The organism is Vagococcus sp. CY52-2 (assembly GCF_022655055.1).
In the GTDB taxonomy this organism is placed as follows: Bacteria; Bacillota; Bacilli; order Lactobacillales; family Vagococcaceae; genus Vagococcus.
This window is the reverse complement of sequence record NZ_CP093384.1, coordinates 1086527-1108004: the sequence shown is the minus strand read 5'-3', so window position 1 is coordinate 1108004 and position 21478 is coordinate 1086527. Positions and strand designations below refer to the sequence as shown.

The following is a 21478-nucleotide window of genomic DNA, read 5'->3' as shown; positions in this document are numbered from 1 at the left end:
TTTGCGTATGTTGTTAAAAATAGCGCAAAGGAGTTTTTTTATGCATCAATTAGTTGTTTTTCGTTTAAAGCATACAAAAGGAATTGGAAATATCGGACGACTAAAGATATTAACTTATTTATTGGATAACCCACATGATTATTGTTTTGAGACCATGATCAAATTAGCCAATATCCCACCAAAATACCAACCAATCTTTGTGAAATCATTCAATGACAGTCAAAAAATAACTGAGGAAGACCTTTCTTTATTTCTAAAACAATATGGCATGATTACTTTTTTAGATAAAGACTATCCTGATTTATTATCACAAATTTATAATCCACCCATTGCTTTGTTTTACAAAGGTAGAAAAGAATTATTAAGTACACCAATGTTATCTATTATTGGATCTAGAGAGCAAACAGAATTTGGAAAAGAACTAATTGAAAAAATGATGCCGGATTTCATAGAGCAGTGTTTGACAATTGTGAGTGGATTAGCGAAAGGAAATGACACATTCGCTCATAAACTAGCCATTCGAAGACAAGGAAATACAATTGGGGTATTGGGCTTTGGATTAAATCGAGTGTACCCTAAAGAAAATCAGCGCTTGCAGGAGTATATGTATCAAAATCAATTGGTGATAACAGAGTATTTGCCTAATGAATCACCACTTCCTTATCACTTTCCAGAACGAAATCGAATCATCGCAGGTCTTTCATTGGGAACACTTGTGGTTGAGGCAAAAAAGAGAAGTGGTACGTTCATTACAGCTCAACTAGCATTAGAAGAAGGAAGAAGTGTTTTTGCTATTCCAAATAATCCATTGATAAAGGAATCAGAAGGTTGTTTGTTACTTATTAAAGATGGGGCAAACTGTGTTCAATCAAGTTCAGATATTTTAGAAGAATTATAGAAAACCTTGACAAATACGAAATCAATAGCTAATATGATAAACGATTGCCGAAGTGGTATATATAGAAGTATAAATTGTAAAAAAAGAGAGGAAGAGGGGCATGAGTTACAAATATTTAGTGATTGTGGAATCCCCTGCTAAAGCTAAAACAATCGAGAAATATCTCGGTAAAAACTATAAAGTCGTAGCAAGCGTTGGGCATATTAGAGACTTGCCTAAAAGTAAAATGGGTATTGATATTGAAAATAATTTTGAGCCTCACTATATAAATATTAGAGGAAAAGGCCCTGTCATTAGGGATTTAAAAAAACACGCCAAAAAAGCTGAAAAAGTTTATCTCGCAGCCGATCCGGACCGTGAAGGGGAAGCGATTGCGTGGCATTTAGCTCATATATTAGAGCTAGACTTAGAAGATAATAATCGAGTGGTGTTTAACGAGATTACCAAAGAAGCGGTAAAACAGGCGTTTAAAGAACCTAGAAAAATAAATATTGATTTAGTCGATGCACAACAAGCAAGACGTATTTTAGATAGACTGGTTGGGTATTCAATTAGTCCTTTATTATGGAAGAAAGTTAAAAAAGGATTAAGTGCTGGTCGTGTTCAGTCGGTTGCATTAAAAATGATTATCGACCGAGAAGAAGAGATTAGACAATTTAAACCAGAAGAGTATTGGAGTATTCTAGGAACATTCTTAAAAAATAAGGCAAAATTCTCAGCTAACTTTTATGGAGTAGATGGGAAAAAGGTGAAGTTGTCTAATGAGAACGATGTCAAACAGATCACGGAAAAATTAACTGGTCGTGATTATGATGTTGTTAAAGTGACGAAAAAAGAACGTAAAAGAAACCCTGCTAATCCATTTACAACAAGTAGTTTGCAACAAGAAGCTGCTCGTAAACTAAATTTCAGAACAAGAAAAACCATGATGGTAGCCCAACAGCTTTACGAGGGAATTAAACTTGGTAAAGGTCAAGGGACAGTTGGTTTAATAACATACATGAGAACAGACTCAACAAGACTGTCGGATACAGCTAAAAGTGAAGCATATGATTTTATTGTTGAGACATATGGACAAGAGTTTTTTGATTCCAAGAAAAAGCCAGCGAAAAGAGCAGAAGGCGCGCAAGACGCACATGAAGCCATTCGTCCATCAAGTGTGATGCGTACACCTGAATCAATTAAAGAATACTTGGATAAAGACCAGTTTAAATTGTATTCATTAATCTGGTCACGTATGGTAGCAAGTTTAATGTCACCAGCAGTTATGGATACGATGCGTGTTGATTTAACGCAAAATGGTGTCATTTTTGTAGCCAATGGTTCTAAAGTGAAATTCCCAGGATTTATGAAGGTTTATGTTGAGGGAAAAGATGAAGGGAAAGAAGAAAAAGATAATATCTTGCCTGATTTAGAGGTAGGCGACGTTGTTAAATCTGTTGATATCGAACCAAAACAACATTTTACTCAACCGCCAGCACGATACAGTGAAGCAACACTGGTTAAAACATTGGAAGAGCAAGGTGTGGGACGTCCATCAACATACGCACCAACGCTTGAAACGATTCAACGTCGTTATTACGTTAAATTAAATGCTAGACGTTTTGAGCCGACTGAACTTGGTGAAATTGTGAATACGATTATGTGTGAGTACTTCCCACAAATTGTTGATACAACCTTTACTGCTGAGATGGAAAAAGATTTGGATGCTATCGCAGAGCACCAAGAACAGTGGGTAGATGTTATTAGTCGATTCTATCATCCATTTTCAAAAGAATTATCAACAGCCGAAGAAAAAATGGAAAAAATTCAGATTAAAGATGAACCAGCAGGATTTGATTGTGAAGTATGTGGCTCGCCAATGGTGATTAAATTAGGTAAATATGGGAAATTTTATGCTTGTAGTAATTTCCCTGATTGTCGAAACACAAAAGCGATTGTGAAAAAAATCGGTGTAACGTGTCCAACCTGTAAAAAAGGTGATGTCATCGAGAAGAAAACGAAGAAAAATCGTATTTTTTATGGATGTGATCGATATCCTGAATGTGAATTCACCTCATGGGATAAACCAATTGGACGCGACTGTCCTAAGTGTAATCACTATCTTGTACAGAAAAAAGTTCGTGGTGGTATGCAGATTATTTGTAGTAACTGTGACTATCAAGAAGACGTGCAAAAATAAAGATAGGTTTCTTTTTATAAATTGTGTATAATGCATAGGAGGGCAAGAGAACTCACTCTTGTCCTTTACTTAATTACTGAGAAAGAGGTAACTAAATGACAGAGAATAGAGTAACGGTTATTGGGGCAGGACTAGCTGGAAGTGAAGCAGCATGGCAAGCAGCAGAGTCAGGAGCTCAAGTTGATTTATATGAAATGAGAAAAATAAAAAAAACTCCAGCACATCACACGGATCAATTTGCTGAATTAGTTTGTACGAACTCCTTAAGAGCAAATGGTATTACAAATGCTGCTGGTTTATTAAAAGAAGAGATGAGACAATTTGGTTCAGTTATTATTGCAGCTGCAGATAAAACTCAAGTTCCTGCTGGTGGTGCGTTAGCTGTTGATAGAGAAAGTTTTTCTGAAGAAGTAACAAAACAAGTATCAAATCATCCAAACATTACTATTCATCATGAAGAAATTACTGAAATTCCAACTGAAGGTATTACAGTGATTGCGACTGGTCCTTTAACAAGTGAGCCTTTAGCTGAAAGTATCAAAGAGTTTACTGAGTCAGAAGGATTATATTTTTATGATGCAGCAGCACCAATCATAGAAAAATCATCTATTGATATGGATAAAGTGTATTTAAAATCTCGTTATGATAAAGGTGAAGCAGCTTATCTTAATTGTCCTATGACAAAAGAAGAGTTCTATGCATTTAGAGAAGCGCTTGTTAATGCAGAAGTAGCGCCTTTAAAATCATTTGAAAAAGAAAAATTTTTTGAAGGATGTATGCCAATTGAGGTTATGGCAAATCGTGGCGAAAAAACAATGACATTTGGTCCGTTGAAACCAGTTGGATTAGAAGATCCAAAAACAGGTAAACGTCCATATGCAGTTGTTCAACTTCGACAAGATAACGCAGCAGCGTCACTTTATAATATTGTTGGATTCCAAACGCACTTAAAATGGGGTGAACAAAAACGTATTATTCAAATGATTCCAGGATTAGAACATGCAGAAATCGTAAGATACGGTGTGATGCATCGAAATACGTTTATGAATTCACCTGAATTACTTGATCCAACTTACCAATCACGTAAGAAACCAACGTTATTCTTTGCTGGTCAAATGACTGGTGTAGAAGGTTATGTTGAAAGTGCAGCAAGTGGTATCTTAGCAGGACGAAATGCTGCAAGACTTGCCCAAGGTAAAGAACCAATCGTACTACCACAAGAAACAGCGATTGGTGGTATGGCACACTATATCACACATACATCTGGTAAACATTTCCAACCAATGAATGTAAACTTTGGTTTATTCCCAGAGTTACCAGAGAGAATTCGTGATAAAAAAGAACGTTACACACAAATTGCTAATAGAGCACTTGAAGCGACAAAAGAGTCGTTAACTTTATTTGAGAAATAGTATGTCATTTGACATGCTATTTTTTTATGGTTTGCTTAAAAATTTGTATAAATTACTTAAAACATATAAATATATTGGTAAAAAAAAAATTTGTATGTTACATTAATTTTATAATTTGTAATGAAAGGGGTTGATTTCGATTGATCACTTAGCGTTATTTTTAAGATATTTGATAGATGAGCGACATTATTCATTACAAACAAAATACGCCTATGAGGATGATGTCACACATTTTTTTGAATTTTTGGAAGAAACAGGCAATTCTGACTATTTAAATATAATATTTCAAGATGCTCGAGTATATTTAGCTTATCTTCATGATAAAGAATACAGTCGTAATACGATTAGTCGGAAAATTTCGAGTCTTCGCTCTTTTTATCAATTTTTAATCAAAAATGAATGGATTAAAGATAATCCATTTAGTTATATACAAATGAAAAAAAAGAATAATAAATTACCAATTTTTTTATATGAAAAGGAAATGGCTATTTTATTGGATTCGGTATCAGGTCAGTCACTATTAGACAGACGAAACCGAGCGTTACTAGAATTATTATATGCTACAGGGATTCGTGTGTCAGAGTGTGTTTCAATTGAATTAAATGATTTAGATATAGATAATGGAATTGTATTAATCAATGGAAAAGGTGGCAAACAACGATATGTTCCTTTTGGGTCATTTTGCACGGATGCATTGATTGATTACATCTCAACAACTCGGGTAGAATTAATGACTAAATATCAATGTACTCATGAAAAGTTGTTTATTAATCATCATGGGCAAGTATTAACGGCAAAAGGTGTGCAGTATATATTGGATAAGCTAATTAAAAAAAGTAGTTTAACAACAAACATTCATCCACACATTTTTAGGCATACATTTGCCACACATTTATTAGATAATGGAGCTGATATGAGAACGGTCCAAGAGTTATTGGGTCATTCAAGTTTATCCTCCACACAGATATATACGCATGTGACGACCAGTGCGTTACAAAAGAATTATCGGAATTTTCATCCGAGAGCTTAATTTAGAATAGGAGAAAAAATTATGGGATATACAACATTTCATTCAACAACAATTTGTGCAGTAGAAAAAGACGGAAAATTTGCAATGGCTGGTGATGGCCAAGTAACAATGGGCGAATCAGTCGTGATGAAAGGGACTGCCAGAAAAGTTAGACGTATCTATAACGATGAAGTGGTCGTAGGATTTGCCGGTAGTGTGGCAGATGCGTTTAACCTTGAAGGAAAATTTGAAGAAAAATTAAATCAATATAAAGGGAATTTAATGCGTGCGGCTGTGGAACTTGCGATGCAGTGGCGCAGTGATCGTGCGATGCAAAAATTAGAAGCGATGCTAATCGTAATGAATGATAAAGAAATGCTAGTTGTTTCAGGTACTGGAGAAGTCATTGCACCAGATGATGGTATTTTAGCGATTGGGTCTGGTGGTAATTATGCTTTAGCAGCAGCTAGAGCGCTAAAACGAGATGGTCGCGATGATTTAACAGCAGGAGAAATTGCTAAAGCAGCTTTAAATGTCGCAGGAGATATTTGTGTTTACACAAACCACAACATTATTGTAGAAGAAATATAGGAGATGACGTTAATGAGTACAGTAACAAAAACACCAAGACAAATTGTAGAAGAATTAGACCAATATATTATTGGACAAAATAAAGCAAAAAAATCTGTAGCGGTGGCATTACGTAATCGTTATCGCCGTATGCAATTAGACGAAGTTATGCAACAAGATATCACGCCTAAAAACTTGCTAATGATTGGACCAACTGGTGTAGGTAAAACAGAAATCGCAAGACGACTTGCTAAAATTGTTAATGCACCATTTGTAAAAGTTGAGGCAACGAAATTTACAGAAGTTGGGTACGTTGGTCGTGATGTTGAGTCAATGGTTCGTGATTTAGTTGAAGCAAGTATTGCAATTGTGAAAAAAGATCAATACAGCCAAGTATATTCACAAGCTAAAAAAGCTGCGGAAGATAGATTGGTTAAATTATTAGTACCTGGTATCAAAAAAGAAAAACGTCAATCAACGAACCAATTTGATATGATGATGCAAATGATGAATGGTTTCCAACAAAACAATGACGAAGAAAAAGAAGAAGTGACTGATTCTATCAGAGTAAGCCGTGAAACAGTTCAATCTCAACTTGAAAAAGGTCAACTTGAAGATAGAGAAATCACGATTGAAGCGGAAGAGAAAAAACAAACGCCAACCATGAACAATGGATTAGAACAAATGGGTATTGATTTAGGCGATGCCCTCAATTCATTAACACCTAAGAAAAAAATCAAACGTACGGTAACTGTAAAAGAAGCACGTGAAATTTTAATTAATGAAGAATCTGAAAAACTTGTTAATAGTGCAGATATTCATAGTGAAGCGATTAAACTTGCGCAAAATAACGGGATTATTTTCATTGATGAGTTTGATAAAATTACCTCTAAATCTGAAAGTAATGGTCAAGTGTCTCGAGAAGGGGTTCAACGTGATATTTTACCAATTGTTGAAGGATCTATTGTCAATACGAAATATGGTACAATCGAAACAGATCATATTTTATTTATCGCATCAGGTGCGTTTCACCTAAGTAAACCAAGCGATTTGATACCTGAATTACAAGGTCGCTTCCCAATTCGTGTGGAACTAGATGATTTAACAGCAGAAGATTTTGTCCGCATCTTAACTGAACCAAACAACGCATTGATCAAACAATATATCGCCTTACTTAAAACTGAAAATATTGATGTGACATTTACTAAAGAAGCAATTGAACGTTTATCTCATATTGCATATAACGTAAATAGTGAAACAGATAATATTGGAGCCAGACGTTTGCATACTATTTTAGAAAAATTATTAGAAGATTTATTATTTGAATCTTCTGATATGTCAATGGGTGAAATTACCATCACTGAACAATATGTTAATGAAAAACTCGGTGAAATATCTGAAGATGAAGATTTGAGTCGTTATATTTTATAAGAACTGCTTAGGAGTGGTGGTATGGATGATTTATTGCAAAAAACACGTATGATTAATGAATTATTACAAAAAGAAAATACCATTCAAGAAGAAAAAGAACTACCTTATTTACAAATGGCACAAGTATTATCGGATATTATGGAGTGTAATACTTATATTTTGTCAAAAGATGGTGAATTATTAGGATATTCTGTGGTACATGATTTTAATAATGAACGAATTAATAAAATGATTAGTAAACATCAATTTCCTCATTCGTACACTACCTTATTAAAAGATATTCAACAAACAGTTGAAAATATTCCAATTGATGAAGAATTAACTATTTTTCCTTTTGAATTAAAGAAAGAATTAACCAACGCCTACACAACTCTTGTTCCAATATTTGGAGCAGGAGCTAGGCTTGGTACAATTCTTTTAGGTCGTGTAAATAAAAAATTCAATACAGAAGATTTTATCTTAGGAGAATATAGTGCAACGGTTGTTGGTATGCAACTACTTTATCAAAAATCTGGCGATATAGAAAAACAAATGCGTGAAACAAGTATGGTTCAAATGGCACTGAAGTCGTTGTCTTTTAGTGAATTAAAAGCCATAAAAGCAATATTCGAAGAACTAGATGGAGAAGAAGGGATTCTAACAACATCTAGTATTGCTGATAGGATAGGAATTACGCGTTCAGTTATTGTCAATGCCTTAAGAAAACTTGAATCAGCAGGTGTCATTGAAACTAGGTCTCTAGGGATGAAAGGGACATTTATTAAAATTGCGAACAAACAATTAATAGATCTACTTGATAAAGAAACGGTAGTATAGGAGGTTTGACATGACGTTAAATTTAGAATCAGATACAGCAAAAGTAACGATTAATGAACTTGGTGCTGAGCTATCCAGTTTTATTTTAAAAGAAACGTGTGTTGAATATATTTGGCAAGCGGATTCACATTTTTGGGGACGTCATGCACCAATTTTATTTCCGTTTGTTGGTAGATTGAAAAATGATAAGTACCTATACAAGGGGAAAGTCTATAAAATGACTCAACATGGATTTGCAAGAGATATGATGTTTGATGTAATTGAAAAGGATGATTCTTCTGCTATTTTGGAGTTAAAAAGCAGTCAGAAGACATTAGAAAAATACCCATTTGAGTTTCGTTTGTTAATAGGTTATAAATTAGCAAAAAATGAACTGATTATAAGTTATGACGTTTCAACGCTTTCTGACGAGATGTATTTTTCGATTGGTGGACATCCTGCTTTTAATGTTCCATTAATCAAAGGGACAAAAATGAACGATTATTATCTTCAGTTTGCTCCACTAAAATCTCGAACAAAAATACCATTAAAAGGATCATATATTGATACGTCTTGTAAGACATTAGCTCAAACAAATACACCTATTCAATTGAAACATGAGTTATTTAAAGAAGATGCTCAAATTTTAGAAACAAAGGGAAGAAATACTTTTTCTATTCTATCTGATAAGCATTCACATGGTGTGATAGTGAGTTATGAAGAGTTTCCGTTTGTTGGTTTTTGGAGTCCTAATACGGTTGAAGCACCGTTTGTTTGTATTGAACCTTGGTGTGGGATAGCTGATGATACTTCTAGCAACGGCAAAATAGAGGATAAAATAGGAATAAATAAACTGTCTAAAGGCGATATTTTTAGCAGAAGTTATTCTATAAATATTCAATAAAATAAAAAAACAAGGCGATCATATATCTAAGAAGACATGTGATTGCTTTGTTTTTAATTGTTAAAAACTTATATTATTCTATTCAAGTTATGTTGCTTCTAATAATTGTGTACCAACAATAGTATATCTTCTATCAATCTTATCTTTAGTAATAACGATATAACCATTTCCATCAGTACCAGGACTCGTTTGATAAGGTGCTTTAAAAAGTACCATTTGAATCAATATTAGGATCAATTGATAAAACCTCAAGGATATCTAGTTTTTATCTATCACCTGCTGAGCATAAGATTTCGCATTTTTCAATGTTACTTCTTCATATGGAAGAATATCTAATTTTGCATAAACACTATTGTATAAGTTTTTCATGGCTTTATATCTTAATTCGTTTACTTTATCCTCGTCAAGAGAGCCGTTCTCTAATAAATTACCATAATAATCATTAATTCCCCATATAATAACATATTATTCATCCTGCGTTAATCCTGAAAGATCCAGTGTTCTTTGGTTGATAGGAACGCTTCCACATTATTTTATTCCTTTTGGATTGATTTGCATAGTATCTTCTATTTTAGCTACGTTAGCTTTTTCATCATCAATGGTTTCTTTTTCAGATGCTTCTTTTTGTGTTGATTCACGTTGGACTATTTCGTTATTGTTTTTTGTAATACTTTGTTGAGTAGTAATTTGTATGTTTTTTTACTAGGTGCTTTTCTTTCGTGCTACAGCTATTTAAAATTAATAACGCTGGAATAATCATTAACCATATTTTTTACATTATGCCATCTCCTTTTTTAACGTTTTCATCGTACCCAAAAATGGCATTTTTAGAATGGAAATGTTATCTTTTTTACTATTATACTGGGTTTTATGTAAAAAGCCACTCAAACGAGTAGCTTTAACGGATTTCTATTTGGTAAAGCTGTTTTGTTATCCAAAATAACTAGTATCTTCAATATTTAATTCACTTAAAATGATAGAAGCTGTTTCCTCAATAGAAAGTTGTGCCACATTGATAACGAGGCATCCGAGTGTTTTATATAAATCATTGGCAAATTCTAACTCACGTTTAATCTTATCAATATCAGAATAAGCAGTATCTGGATTTAAGCCATAAGATTTCATTCGTTCTCGGCGAATGCGATTTAATACTTTTGGATTATTTGTCAAACCAACAATTTTTTTCGGGTCAACTTCCCAAAGTTGTTGTGGGATATGGGCTTCTGGTATTAGTGGTAAGTTGGCAACTTTTAAATTTTTATTGGCTAAAAATAAACTTAGTGGCGTTTTTGACGTACGTGAGACACCAAGGAGAAGAATATCAGCTTCTAAAAAACCTTTAGGGTTTTTACCATCATCATATTTAACGGCAAATTCCATCGCACTAATTCGCTCGAAGTAATTTTTACTTAAAAAATGCATTGCACCAGGCAAACGACTTGGTTCTAATCCCGTTCTATTGGATAGCTCATCAACTAGTCCAGATAATATATCTACGGTAAATAGATTATGCTCTTTTCCGTAGTTGTTGGCTATGTTAACTAAATCTTTTGAAACAAGTGTATGTAAGACAATAGCATTCACTGCTTTTGCTTCTTCAAGTGCTTGTATTAGCTCATTTTCATGATAGATGAAAGCTCTTTTGACAATTTGGATTTTTATTTGAGCATCTTCATATTGTGCCATAGAAGCTTGGGCTAGTTTAGAAGCTGTTTCGCCGGCTGAATCAGAAATAATAAAAATACTGATACGTTGGTCAGTCATAAAGGTTTCACATCCTTAATATTTTTACTTTATTTAAATTATAGCATATAATATAACATAAACGATGATTATTATGAAGAGAGGGAGAGATTTTGGAAAAAGAATTAGATTATGCAATAGCGACAATGAAAGACAATGGCTTAAAATATACAAAAAAACGTTCGGATATACTTTCTTTTTTAATTAATGAAAATCGTTATGTTGCAGCGTTAGATGTCTTTCACTTTATGAACAATAAATATCAAGGTGTTAGTTATGATACGATTTATCGGAATTTAAGAGATTTTGCAGAATTAAATATTTTAGAGGAAACAGAGTTACAAGGTGAAAAAAGATATCGATTCCATTGTGATGTTCATGGGGAACACCATCATCATCATTTTATTTGTACCTCTTGTGGTGCAACACGAGAGATTCATATGTGTCCAATGGATATGTTTCAAGAACAGCTACCAGGTTGCTTAATTGAAGGTCATCGTTTTGAAATATTAGGAAAATGCGAGAAATGTTTAAAAAATTAACAATAGGTAGTTGACGAGAAAAACTCAATTAGCTATAATATATTGTGAACAGTTTTTTGTTTAAGATTACTTTATATAAAAAACGGTTACCAAAAAGTTTGGAGGGAGGGATTTATATGTCAAAAACTGTTGTTCGTAAAAACGAATCATTAGATGACGCTCTTCGTCGCTTCAAACGTTCCGTTTCAAAAACTGGTACTTTACAGGAGTACCGCAAGCGTGAATACTACGAAAAACCAAGTGTTAAACGCAAGAAAAAGTCTGAAGCTGCAAGAAAACGTAAAAAATACTAGTTTTAATGAATGGATCTGATATTATGACTCTACTGAATAGGTTAAACAATGATATCAAAGTAGCGATGAAAGCAAAAGATAAAGAAACATTATCTGTTTTACGGATGATGAAATCTTCTATTCAAAATGAGGAAATCAAAAAGGGTGAATCATTATCACCTGATGAAGAATTAACTGTCTTATCTAGAGAGATGAAACAACGTAAAGATTCGTTACAGGAATTTAACCAAGCTGATCGTCAAGATTTAGCGGAAAAAGTTTCTGGTGAGATTAAAATCGTTGAGCGTTATATGCCTGAACAATTAACTGAAGATGAATTACGACACATTGTTCAATCGGCAATAGATGAAACAGGTGCATCATCAATGAGTGATTTCGGAAAAGTAATGGCTGCTGTTATGCCTAAAACTAAAGGGAGAGCTGACGGTCAGAAAGTTAACTCTTTAGTAAAAGAAAGTTTAGCGTAGTCTATTATGGGTTCTTTATTAATTGTATATGAAAGATTTTTTAGAAGATAGTGGTGGTTATTACCTCTATCTTCTTTTTTGTGCTATACTACAGACTTCTAAAGATGAAAAGATGTTTGAAAGCACCCTCGTTATTTTTTTTATTTAGAGAGTGTGGTATTATTTAGGTTATAAGAAGATGAAGGAGCTGTAGTGATTGACATCAGAAACAACATTAGTATTTATGTTAGATAAGAACATTGAAAGCAATGATTTGTTTGGTACACATGATAAACATATTAAAATACTCGAGGAATATTTGAATGTATCAATTTCTTCAAGAGGAGAGGTTGTTCATTTATCAGGAAATGTTGAAAATGTCTCCATGGTTCAAGATATTTTAACTGCCATACAACAATTGATTCTAAGAGGACATAAAATTACAAGTAGTGATATGTTAACAGCTATTCAATTAGCGGAAAAAGGACAATTAGAGACATTCTTTAGTCTATACGAACACGCTTTATTAAAAGATAATAAGGGAAATGCCATTCGTGTAAAAAATGATGGTCAGAAAAAATACATTCAAGCCATTAAAAAAAATGATGTGACGTTTGGTATTGGTCCTGCTGGAACAGGAAAAACGTTTTTAGCAGTTGTAATGGCAGTGAGTTCCCTAAAAAAAGGTGAGGTAGAAAAAATTATTTTAACCCGTCCAGCTGTTGAAGCAGGTGAAAATCTAGGATTTTTACCTGGAGATTTACAAGAAAAGGTTAATCCATATTTGCGACCTGTTTATGATGCGCTGTATCAAGTTTTAGGTATGGAGCACACAGCCCGGTTAATGGATAGAGGTGTCATTGAAATCGCCCCTCTTGCCTATATGAGAGGAAGAACATTGGAAGAAGCTTTTGTGATATTAGATGAAGCTCAAAATACAACAAATGCACAAATGAAAATGTTTTTAACTCGTTTAGGAAACCATTCTAAGATGATTATAAATGGAGATAAAACGCAAATAGATTTACCTCGTGGAGTTGAAAGTGGGTTAATTCATGCTGAAAAAATTTTAAGAGGCATTAAACGAATTGCATTTATAGAATTTTCAACACAAGATGTGGTGAGACATCCGGTGGTTGCTGATATCATTAAAGCATATGCAGATAACTAAAAGGAGAAAAAAGGAGTGAGTGAGGTAAATGAAAAAAATCCAACAAGTGCCTAAAGCACTTGGAAAATATTATACACCTCTAATTCTATTTTTAATGTCATTAATCATGTTTAGTTTGATGTTTGGTAGTGTAAGACAAAAACAAGTTACTTATAAAGTGGGCCAATTATCAAGTGAAACAATACGCGCTAATAAAACCATTGAAAATAAAGATGAAACAAAAGAAAAACAAAAGTTAGCAATGGAAAGTGTGACACCAGAGTATACTTACAATCCAGATGTTGAGACAAAGCAAATTGAATATGTTAAAACCATTTTTGATTTAGTAAATCAAGTCAATGAAACAGCTGAAAAACAATATAATGAAAAAAAGAGTAGTTCAAAGCCTACTGTAGAAGATAAATTACCTATGTTAAAATCTAATTTTGAAAAATATAGTCAAAATGATATTGCATTTTTTCAGTCTTTTCCAGACACTTTTTACGAACAATTACTTGAGTTACCTCGTTCTGATTTAACTAAACTGGAAGAAACGTCTGAGAACACATTGAGAACAATTTTGGCTAAACATATTAGAAATTCTACGCTTCAAGGAGAAAAGCAAACGGCCAAAGAAATGGTTCAGTACGATGAGTTTAGTTCACAAGAAATTAATTTACTTGTGATGATTTTTGATAAAGCAATCGTAGTGAATGAAGTGGTAAACGATAAAGCAACAGAATCTATGAAAGAAAGTGCCAAAAATAATGTGCTTCCTGTGATGATTTATCAAGGTGAAATCATTGTCCGTGAAGGGGAACAAATTGATTCTAAGGCAATGGAGAAAATAAAGTTACTCGGCTTAACTAATCAATCTACGTCAACTTCGCCGTTGCTATCCATGTTACTCGTTATTTTGTTACAAGTCGTATTAATAGGGTATATTTTACGACATACTAATCAAGAAGTACGTGTTAAAAGTGTTACCTTATATGCTGTTGCTATTACAGTGAGTGTTTTATTTATGAAATTACTTTATTTATTCCAAAAAGATAATTTAAGTAATGTTTCTCTATTATTCCCAGCAGCATTTGGATCGGTTATTTTATATATGTTTTTAGATAAACGATGGGGATTGTTGATGGGTATGTTTCAAGCTATTTTTTCTATCTTTATTTTCTATAATTTAGCGGGAACCACATCACTATTAGTTATTTCACTTTTTTATATGTTTTCTGCATTTGTGTCAACTTTTTTAGTTAACGAACGAATAGGTGTACAATTAAAAGAAGCATTCTTTTTATTGATTATTATGCCAATTCTTTTTATGGCAGTATTAGTGATTTATCAAGGCTTTAATATTGGGGATAGTCGTTCTATTACAACGTTATTTATTTCAACAGGTAGTGGGCTATTTTCATTTATTTTATCTATTGGGTTATATCCATACATCGAACTATTGTTAACAGATGATAGTGTGATTGTATTAAATGAATTAAGTAACCCAAATCAACCTTTATTAAAACAATTGTTAGAAGAAGCTCCTGGAACGTACCATCATAGTATGATGGTGGCTAGTTTAAGTGCAAACGCCGTCGCTCAAATTGGAGGAAACTCGTTATTAACACGCGTGGCAAGTTACTATCATGACGTGGGTAAAATCAAACACGCAAACTTTTTCGTGGAAAATTTACCAGATGGGGCAGAAAATCCTCACAATTTCTTGTTACCATCAGATAGTAAAGAAATCATATTTAGTCACGTGACAGATGGTGTGAAGATTCTAGAAGAAGCGAATATGCCACAATTTGTCATTGATGTGTGTCAACAACATCATGGGACAACCTTGATGAAGTATTTCTTCATTAAAGAACAAGAACGAAATCCAGAGACAACTGAAGAGGCATTTAGATATCCTGGACCAAAACCTCAATCTCGTGAAGCTGGTGTGATTAATATTGCTGATAGTGCTGAAGCAGCTGTTCGTGCGATGGATCACCCAACGAATGAAAAAATCAAAGAATTTGTCCATAACTTAATTCAATCAAGATTAGAAGATGGGCAGTTAAATGAATCAGGTTTAACATTGGATGAGATTGCTATAATTGAAAAATCCTTAGTGGACGGGTTATGTTCAACATTCCATTCACGAATTAAATACCCGAAAATGAAATCAGAAGCAGAAAAAATGAAACAAGAACAAGAAGAAAGAAGGATTTAACAATGGATTTGGTACTCCTTGATAAAACGAACACACTAACAGACGAACAATTAAACTTGGTTTCAACGATTATAGATTTTGCAGCGAAACAAGAAGTCATTAATCTACCAGAAAATACGGAAATGTCAGTGACGTTTGTCGATGATGAAGAAATTCATCAAATCAACAAAGAGCATCGTCAAAAAGATCGTCCGACTGATGTAATCAGTTTTGCATTAGAAGAAGATGATTTATCAGGTTTTGAATTTGATTTAGAAGAACTTGGTTTACCAAGAAATATTGGGGATTTATTCATTTCTGTTGATCGAACGAAAGAACAAGCAGAAGAATATGCCCATTCATTTGATAGAGAACTTGGTTTTTTAACGATTCATGGATTTTTGCATCTTAATGGATATGACCATATGACACCAGAAGATGAGAAAGAGATGTTTGATTTACAAAGAAAGATTTTAGATGCGTATGGCTTGGAACGATAAACAAACTGAGAAAAATCGACATTTTATCCAGTCTTTAACTCATGCATTATATGGATTAAAGACTGTGATAAAAGAAGAAAGAAACATGAAGTATCATATGTTGTTAGGACTCAGTGCGGTTATACTAGGTGTTTTCTGTCACATTTCAATCGCTGAATGGCTATGGTTAATTTGTGCGATTGTGTTAGTATTGATGGCTGAAATGACCAATACAGCATTTGAAGTATTAGTTGATTTAGTAACAAATAAAACGTATCATCCTTTGGCGAAAAAAGTAAAAGACATGGCTGCCGGAATGGTGTTACTCAGTGCCTTTTTTGCTATATTTGTGGGGATGATCATCTTCCTACCTAAAATAATATCATTTTTAGTAGGTCGTTAAGAAAGGATAAATTGAATGTCAGAACAAAATTTTAAATCAGGATTTGTCGCAATTGTCGGAAGACCAAACGTCGGGAAATCAACCTTATTAAATCGTATTGTGGCACAAAAAATTGCCATTATGAGTAATAAAGCTCAAACAACACGAAATAAAATTCAAGGAATTTATACAACAAAAGAAGCACAAATTGTGTTTATTGATACGCCAGGAATTCATAAACCAAAAAATAAATTAGGCGACTTTATGGTTGAAACAGCCTATAGTGCGTTACGCGAAGTCGATGCCGTTATCTTTATGGTGAGTGCGGACATGCCAAGAGGTCGTGGTGATGACTTTATCATCGAACGATTGAAGAAAGCGCATGCTCCTGTATATCTAGTCATTAATAAAATTGATACCGTTCATCCAGATGAATTATTACCGATTATTGATGATTACCGTCAAGAGCTTGATTTTAAAGAAATTGTCCCAATCTCTGCCACGGAAGGAAATAATGTGGAACATTTATTAGAAACCTTGGTAAATGATATGCCAGAAGGGCCACAGTTTTTCCCAGATGATCAAGTCACTGACCATCCGGAGTATTTTATCGTGTCAGAACTTATTCGTGAGAAAGTCTTACAATTAACAGAACAAGAAGTTCCTCATTCTGTAGCGGTCGTAACAGAAAGCATGAAACGTGATGATCATGATAAAATTCATATTCAAGCCACAATCATAGTGGAACGCGATAGCCAAAAAGGCATTATTATTGGTAAAGGTGGTAAAATGCTTAAAAATATCGGAACGAAAAGTCGTAAAGATATTGAGAACCTTTTAGGTGATAAAGTCTTCTTAGAATTGTGGGTAAAAGTACAAAAAAATTGGCGTGATAAACGTCGTGATTTACAAAATTACGGATACAGAGAAACAGATTATTAAACATGGATTTTTCCATGTTTTTTATTCATTTAAGGAGGTGACAAATTGAGAGGACCACAAGAGGTTAATGGGATTGTTCTTTTTTCAAGAAATTATCGTGAGAGTGATAAACTTGTAAAGATTTTTACTGAATCAAGTGGAAAACGCATGTTTTTTGTGCGCCACGCAAATAAAAAGAATAGTCAAATCAATTCAGCCATCCAACCCTTTACTCAAGCCAATTACATTGGTGATTTAAAAGAAGAAGGTCTCTCTTTTTTAAACTCTGCCAAAGACATTCATCCTTTTTTTGCGATTCAACAGGATATTTTTTTATCAGCCTATGCTACATATATCCTTAATTTAAGTGATGCTGCCATTGACGATAACGTTTATGATCCGTTTTTATTTGGTTTTATCAAAGACTCACTAACCCTGATAGATGAGGGCTATGATGCCGAAATAATCACCAATATTTTTGAAATACAATTGCTTCAACGTTTTGGCATCCAACTTAATTTTTCATCGTGTGCCATTTGTGGCAGCCAAGAGGAACCATTTGATTTTTCTGATAAATATCACGGGGTGTTGTGTCAAAAGCATTGGTCAATGGATGAGCGAAGGTTTCACTACTCACCAAGAGCATTGCATTTTATTCGATTATTTAATCACATTAGTTTTGAACAGATTAAAAGTATTAACTTATCTGACGAGACGAAACAATACATTAGACAAGTGATTGATTCCATCTATGAAGAATACGTTGGTTTGCAGTTAAAAAGTAAGAAATTTATAGATGACATGCAAAATTGGAAAGAAATGATTCCAAAAAGAGAAAACAAAATTGACAAACAAGACAATACCAATTAAAATAAAGACAACTTAGATAGACACGTTGAAAGAACTAAGTAAAGTTGAGTGAGCTAATGAAAGCGAGTTTGGGAGAGTGTAAGCCAAATATTAGACATCATCTTGAAGGCATTCTGGAGTGTTTTAAAATGAAGCTGCCGTGAAAACGGAAGTAGGGTGGAACCGCGAATAGTCGTCCCTATGTTTGATATGTTTATCAAGCATAGGGACTTTTTATTATGTTAAAAAATAGGAGGAGAAACAATGAGTCAAAAATTAACCATACAAGAAATGATTTTAGCTCTACAAAATTATTGGTCAAATCAAGGCTGTATGTTAATGCAAGCATACGATACGGAAAAAGGGGCCGGAACAATGAGTCCATATACTTTTTTACGTGCGATTGGTCCAGAACCTTGGAACGCAGCATACGTTGAACCATCACGTCGTCCTGCAGACGGAAGATATGGAGATAACCCAAACCGTTTGTATCAACATCATCAATTCCAAGTCGTGATGAAACCTTCACCAGAAAACATCCAAGAATTATATTTAGATAGTTTGAAAGTATTGGGCATTGACCCATTACAACATGACATTCGTTTTGTTGAAGATAACTGGGAAAATCCTTCTATGGGTTGTGCTGGATTAGGTTGGGAAGTTTGGTTAGATGGAATGGAAATCACTCAGTTTACTTATTTCCAACAAGTGGGTGGATTAGAGTGTAAACCTGTTACATCAGAAATTACATATGGATTAGAACGTTTAGCTTCTTACATTCAAGAAGTTGAAAGTGTCTATGATTTAGAATGGACGAAAGGCGTTAAATACGGTGAGATTTTTGTGCAACCTGAATATGAGCATTCAGTGTATTCATTTGAACAAAGTGACCAAGAGTTATTATTAAACTTATTTAACAGTTATGAAAACGAAGCAAAACGTGCCATTGAATTAGGATTAATTCATCCTGCGTATGATTATGTATTAAAATGTAGTCACATGTTTAACTTACTTGATGCTAGAGGAGCCGTATCTGTTACAGAACGTGCGGGTTATTTAGCAAGAATTCGTAATATGGCTAGAGCGTTAGCTAAAGGGTTTGTTGAAGAACGTGAGAAATTAGGTTTCCCATTATTAAAAGAATCAGTGGAGGAGGATATTCATGAGTAAACAATTTTTATTAGAAGTCGGGTTGGAAGAAGTACCAGCTCATTTAGTCACTCCAACATCAAAACAATTTGCTAAAAAAGCAGCAGATTACTTGAATGAACATCGTGTGTCATTTGATAATATCGAAGTGTTTTCTACACCAAGACGTTTTGCTATTCGTGTAAATGGATTAGCTGATAAACAAGAAAACATAGAAGAAAAAGTAAAAGGACCGGCAAAAAAAATCGCACAAGATGCGGACGGTCATTGGACAAAAGCAGCGATTGGTTTTGCTAAAGGTCAAGGGGCAACAACTGATGATTTATATTTTGAAACAATTAAAGATGTTGAGTATGTCTTTGTTGATAAATTTATTGAAGGCCAACCTGTTGAAACGATTTTACCAGGCTTAACAGATGTCGTAGCTCATTTAACGTTTCCAATCAGCATGACATGGGGAGAAGGAAACTACCGCTTTATCCGTCCAGTACATTGGTTAGTGGCGTTACTTGAAGATAAAATTATCCCTATGTCATTGTTTGGTATTAACAGCTCAAACACATCTCGTGGACATCGTTTCTTAGGAAAAGTTGCGACGATTAATCACTCATCTAATTACGAAACAGCTTTGGAAGAACAGTTTGTGATTGTTAATCCAGTGATTCGCCAAGGCAAAATTAGTAAACAAATCAATGAGATAGAAGAAGCCAATCAATGGACAATTCCTCAAGATGCCGATTTATTAGAAGAAGTCGTTAACCTTGTTGAATACCCAACTGTTTTTGTTGGAAACTTTGAGAAAAACTACTTATCATTACCTTCAGAAGTGTTAATTACGTCGATGAAAGAACACCAACGTTATTTTGAAGTCCTAGATTCAGAAGGAAACTTACTAAATCATTTTGTCTCTGTACGAAATGGTAACTCTGACTATCTTGATAACGTTAGAAAAGGAAATGAAAAAGTTCTTCAAGCTCGTTTGGAAGATGCGGAATTTTTCTATGAAGAAGATTTGAAATCATCTATTGCTGATTATGTCGAAAAACTAAAATCAGTCACATTCCATGAAAAAATTGGGTCAATGTATGAAAAAATGCAACGTGTTTCCGTTATTTCAGAATTAATCGGAACATCAGTTGGTCTATCTGACACAGAGATGAAAGAGTTAGAACGTGCTGCCCAAATTTATAAGTTTGATTTGGTAACATTAATGGTAGATGAGTTCCCAGAGTTACAAGGATTAATCGGGGAAAAATATGCCACATTAAAAGGTGAAAGCGTTGAGGTGGCTCAAGCTATTCGTGAACACTACTTACCAAAATCAAGCGATGGTGAGTTGCCTGAAAGTAATGTAGGAGCTGTTTTGGCGATTGCAGATAAATCAGATACATTATTATCTTTCTTTGCTGTGGGCTTAATGCCTAAAGGCTCAAATGACCCATATGCGTTACGAAGACAAGCTTATGGTATTATTCGTATTATTGAGTCTAAAGGATGGGATTTCCCAATCATTCGTTTGCAACAACAAATGAAAGAACTAATTAATGAAGATATTGAAAGATTTGGATTAAGTATTGAGGCAGATGAAGAAGTTTTAACAGAGTTTATCAAAGGTCGTATGAAACAATGGTTTAGTGGTAAACAAATTCGTCACGATATTATTGAGGCCGTCTTAGAAAGTCGACAAGAAAACTTGCATACGATGTTTGAAACAGCAGATATTTTAGTGAGTCAAGCATCGGAAAGTGATTTTAGACCAACAATCGAATCTTTAACACGTGTTATTAATTTGTCTAATAAAGCAGAAGATAAAGAAGTAGGAAAGGTAAATCCAGAATTATTTGAAAATGATTCTGAGAAAAAACTTTATGAAGCAATTATGTCGGTTTCAGAAAAAGTGGGTGATTTGACACTTAATGAATTGTATGAAGAACTGCGTCATTTAAACCCATTGATTGAATCATATTTTGAAGATACAATGGTTATGGTTGATGATCAAGCAATAAGAGAAAATCGTTTAAATCAATTAAAAATGATAGCAAATATTGCATTATCCTTTGCAAGTTTAGATCGTTTAATTGTTAAATAAAAAAAGTGGCTACTTGATTTAATCAGTAGCCACT

The 21478-nt window shown here is 33.8% G+C and carries 21 protein-coding genes; 19 read left to right on the top strand and 2 right to left on the bottom strand.

Translation table 11 applies throughout. The annotated features are described in order from the left end of the window. The first annotated feature begins 40 nt into the window (after positions 1-40). The 8 genes from dprA to MN187_RS05485 all read left to right on the top strand — a co-directional run bounded on the left by dprA (position 41) and on the right by MN187_RS05485 (position 9201). Positions 41-898, top strand: a complete 858-nt coding sequence (gene dprA / locus MN187_RS05520; RefSeq protein ID WP_242093535.1) for a DNA-processing protein DprA — start codon at positions 41-43, stop codon at positions 896-898. Between the two features lie 100 nt (positions 899-998). Next, positions 999-3080: a type I DNA topoisomerase gene (topA, locus tag MN187_RS05515; protein ID WP_117972820.1), complete on the top strand. Its 2082-nt coding sequence runs from the start codon at positions 999-1001 to the stop codon at positions 3078-3080. Positions 3081-3175: 95 nt separating this feature from the next. Then, a complete protein-coding gene (gene trmFO, locus MN187_RS05510) occupies positions 3176-4492 on the top strand; it encodes a methylenetetrahydrofolate--tRNA-(uracil(54)-C(5))-methyltransferase (FADH(2)-oxidizing) TrmFO (protein ID WP_117972819.1) in 1317 nt (438 codons plus the stop codon). A gap of 130 nt (positions 4493-4622) precedes the next feature. Beyond that, on the top strand, positions 4623-5522 hold the full coding sequence (xerC, locus tag MN187_RS05505; protein WP_241699054.1) for a tyrosine recombinase XerC: 900 nt from the start codon (positions 4623-4625) through the stop codon (positions 5520-5522). 21 nt (positions 5523-5543) lie between these two features. Further along, positions 5544-6092 (top strand): ATP-dependent protease subunit HslV, encoded by a 549-nt coding sequence (hslV, locus tag MN187_RS05500; protein WP_117972817.1) that lies wholly within the window; start codon positions 5544-5546, stop codon positions 6090-6092. Positions 6093-6104: 12 nt separating this feature from the next. Continuing rightward, complete coding sequence (hslU, locus tag MN187_RS05495) at positions 6105-7502, top strand: ATP-dependent protease ATPase subunit HslU (protein WP_242093533.1); 1398 nt, start codon at positions 6105-6107, stop codon at positions 7500-7502. A gap of 21 nt (positions 7503-7523) precedes the next feature. Beyond that, positions 7524-8318 (top strand): GTP-sensing pleiotropic transcriptional regulator CodY, encoded by a 795-nt coding sequence (gene codY, locus MN187_RS05490; protein ID WP_117972815.1) that lies wholly within the window; start codon positions 7524-7526, stop codon positions 8316-8318. Between the two features lie 10 nt (positions 8319-8328). Beyond that, on the top strand, positions 8329-9201 hold the full coding sequence (locus tag MN187_RS05485; protein WP_242093531.1) for an aldose 1-epimerase family protein: 873 nt from the start codon (positions 8329-8331) through the stop codon (positions 9199-9201). 87 nt (positions 9202-9288) lie between these two features. Here the strand turns inward: MN187_RS05485 and MN187_RS05480 are convergent, their stop codons facing one another. Continuing rightward, positions 9289-9438 carry a hypothetical protein gene (locus MN187_RS05480; RefSeq protein ID WP_242093527.1) on the bottom strand — a complete coding sequence of 50 codons (150 nt, stop codon included), beginning with the start codon at positions 9436-9438 and terminating at the stop codon, positions 9289-9291. 693 nt (positions 9439-10131) lie between these two features. After that, on the bottom strand, positions 10132-10965 hold the full coding sequence (locus MN187_RS05475) for a pyruvate, water dikinase regulatory protein (RefSeq protein WP_242093525.1): 834 nt from the start codon (positions 10963-10965) through the stop codon (positions 10132-10134). 125 nt (positions 10966-11090) lie between these two features. Here MN187_RS05475 and MN187_RS05470 point away from each other — a divergent pair, with 125 nt between their 5' ends. The 11 genes from MN187_RS05470 (at position 11091) to glyS (ending at position 21444) form a co-directional block, all read left to right on the top strand. Next, positions 11091-11486: a Fur family transcriptional regulator gene (locus tag MN187_RS05470; protein ID WP_117973181.1), complete on the top strand. Its 396-nt coding sequence runs from the start codon at positions 11091-11093 to the stop codon at positions 11484-11486. Between the two features lie 116 nt (positions 11487-11602). Further along, a complete protein-coding gene (gene rpsU / locus MN187_RS05465; RefSeq protein ID WP_071456767.1) occupies positions 11603-11779 on the top strand; it encodes a 30S ribosomal protein S21 in 177 nt (58 codons plus the stop codon). 23 nt (positions 11780-11802) lie between these two features. Beyond that, complete coding sequence (locus MN187_RS05460) at positions 11803-12246, top strand: GatB/YqeY domain-containing protein (protein WP_242093523.1); 444 nt, start codon at positions 11803-11805, stop codon at positions 12244-12246. Positions 12247-12442: 196 nt separating this feature from the next. Then, a complete protein-coding gene (locus MN187_RS05455) occupies positions 12443-13396 on the top strand; it encodes a PhoH family protein (protein ID WP_370448232.1) in 954 nt (317 codons plus the stop codon). 28 nt (positions 13397-13424) lie between these two features. Then, positions 13425-15596, top strand: a complete 2172-nt coding sequence (locus MN187_RS05450; RefSeq protein ID WP_117972811.1) for an HD family phosphohydrolase — start codon at positions 13425-13427, stop codon at positions 15594-15596. 2 nt (positions 15597-15598) lie between these two features. After that, positions 15599-16075 carry an rRNA maturation RNase YbeY gene (gene ybeY / locus MN187_RS05445; RefSeq protein WP_079344672.1) on the top strand — a complete coding sequence of 159 codons (477 nt, stop codon included), beginning with the start codon at positions 15599-15601 and terminating at the stop codon, positions 16073-16075. Next, positions 16059-16457, top strand: a complete 399-nt coding sequence (locus tag MN187_RS05440) for a diacylglycerol kinase family protein (protein ID WP_242094600.1) — start codon at positions 16059-16061, stop codon at positions 16455-16457. Before ybeY ends, MN187_RS05440 begins: the two co-directional genes overlap by 17 nt. Positions 16458-16472: 15 nt before the next feature. After that, on the top strand, positions 16473-17378 hold the full coding sequence (gene era / locus MN187_RS05435) for a GTPase Era (RefSeq protein ID WP_117972809.1): 906 nt from the start codon (positions 16473-16475) through the stop codon (positions 17376-17378). 45 nt (positions 17379-17423) lie between these two features. After that, positions 17424-18227: a DNA repair protein RecO gene (gene recO, locus MN187_RS05430; RefSeq protein ID WP_241699049.1), complete on the top strand. Its 804-nt coding sequence runs from the start codon at positions 17424-17426 to the stop codon at positions 18225-18227. Positions 18228-18470: 243 nt separating this feature from the next. Further along, positions 18471-19376: a glycine--tRNA ligase subunit alpha gene (gene glyQ / locus MN187_RS05425; RefSeq protein WP_071456933.1), complete on the top strand. Its 906-nt coding sequence runs from the start codon at positions 18471-18473 to the stop codon at positions 19374-19376. Continuing rightward, entirely contained in the window at positions 19369-21444 is a 2076-nt protein-coding gene (glyS, locus tag MN187_RS05420) for a glycine--tRNA ligase subunit beta (RefSeq protein WP_242093521.1), read from the top strand. The genes glyQ and glyS overlap by 8 nt, the downstream gene beginning before the upstream one ends. The last annotated feature ends 34 nt before the right edge of the window (positions 21445-21478 follow it).

What these genes read in the sequence shown, in the direction of transcription:
- dprA (WP_242093535.1), top strand. Translation starts at nt 41, where the DNA reads ATGCATCAATTAGTTGTTTTTCGTTTAAAGCATACAAAAGGAATTGGA.
- topA (WP_117972820.1), top strand. Translation starts at nt 999, where the DNA reads ATGAGTTACAAATATTTAGTGATTGTGGAATCCCCTGCTAAAGCTAAA.
- trmFO (WP_117972819.1), top strand. Translation starts at nt 3,176, where the DNA reads ATGACAGAGAATAGAGTAACGGTTATTGGGGCAGGACTAGCTGGAAGT.
- hslV (WP_117972817.1), top strand. Translation starts at nt 5,544, where the DNA reads ATGGGATATACAACATTTCATTCAACAACAATTTGTGCAGTAGAAAAA.
- hslU (WP_242093533.1), top strand. Translation starts at nt 6,105, where the DNA reads ATGAGTACAGTAACAAAAACACCAAGACAAATTGTAGAAGAATTAGAC.
- codY (WP_117972815.1), top strand. Translation starts at nt 7,524, where the DNA reads ATGGATGATTTATTGCAAAAAACACGTATGATTAATGAATTATTACAA.
- MN187_RS05485 (WP_242093531.1), top strand. Translation starts at nt 8,329, where the DNA reads ATGACGTTAAATTTAGAATCAGATACAGCAAAAGTAACGATTAATGAA.
- MN187_RS05475 (WP_242093525.1), bottom strand. Translation starts at nt 10,965, where the DNA reads ATGACTGACCAACGTATCAGTATTTTTATTATTTCTGATTCAGCCGGC.
- MN187_RS05470 (WP_117973181.1), top strand. Translation starts at nt 11,091, where the DNA reads ATGAAAGACAATGGCTTAAAATATACAAAAAAACGTTCGGATATACTT.
- rpsU (WP_071456767.1), top strand. Translation starts at nt 11,603, where the DNA reads ATGTCAAAAACTGTTGTTCGTAAAAACGAATCATTAGATGACGCTCTT.
- MN187_RS05460 (WP_242093523.1), top strand. Translation starts at nt 11,803, where the DNA reads ATGACTCTACTGAATAGGTTAAACAATGATATCAAAGTAGCGATGAAA.
- MN187_RS05450 (WP_117972811.1), top strand. Translation starts at nt 13,425, where the DNA reads ATGAAAAAAATCCAACAAGTGCCTAAAGCACTTGGAAAATATTATACA.
- ybeY (WP_079344672.1), top strand. Translation starts at nt 15,599, where the DNA reads ATGGATTTGGTACTCCTTGATAAAACGAACACACTAACAGACGAACAA.
- MN187_RS05440 (WP_242094600.1), top strand. Translation starts at nt 16,059, where the DNA reads ATGGCTTGGAACGATAAACAAACTGAGAAAAATCGACATTTTATCCAG.
- era (WP_117972809.1), top strand. Translation starts at nt 16,473, where the DNA reads ATGTCAGAACAAAATTTTAAATCAGGATTTGTCGCAATTGTCGGAAGA.
- glyQ (WP_071456933.1), top strand. Translation starts at nt 18,471, where the DNA reads ATGAGTCAAAAATTAACCATACAAGAAATGATTTTAGCTCTACAAAAT.
- glyS (WP_242093521.1), top strand. Translation starts at nt 19,369, where the DNA reads ATGAGTAAACAATTTTTATTAGAAGTCGGGTTGGAAGAAGTACCAGCT.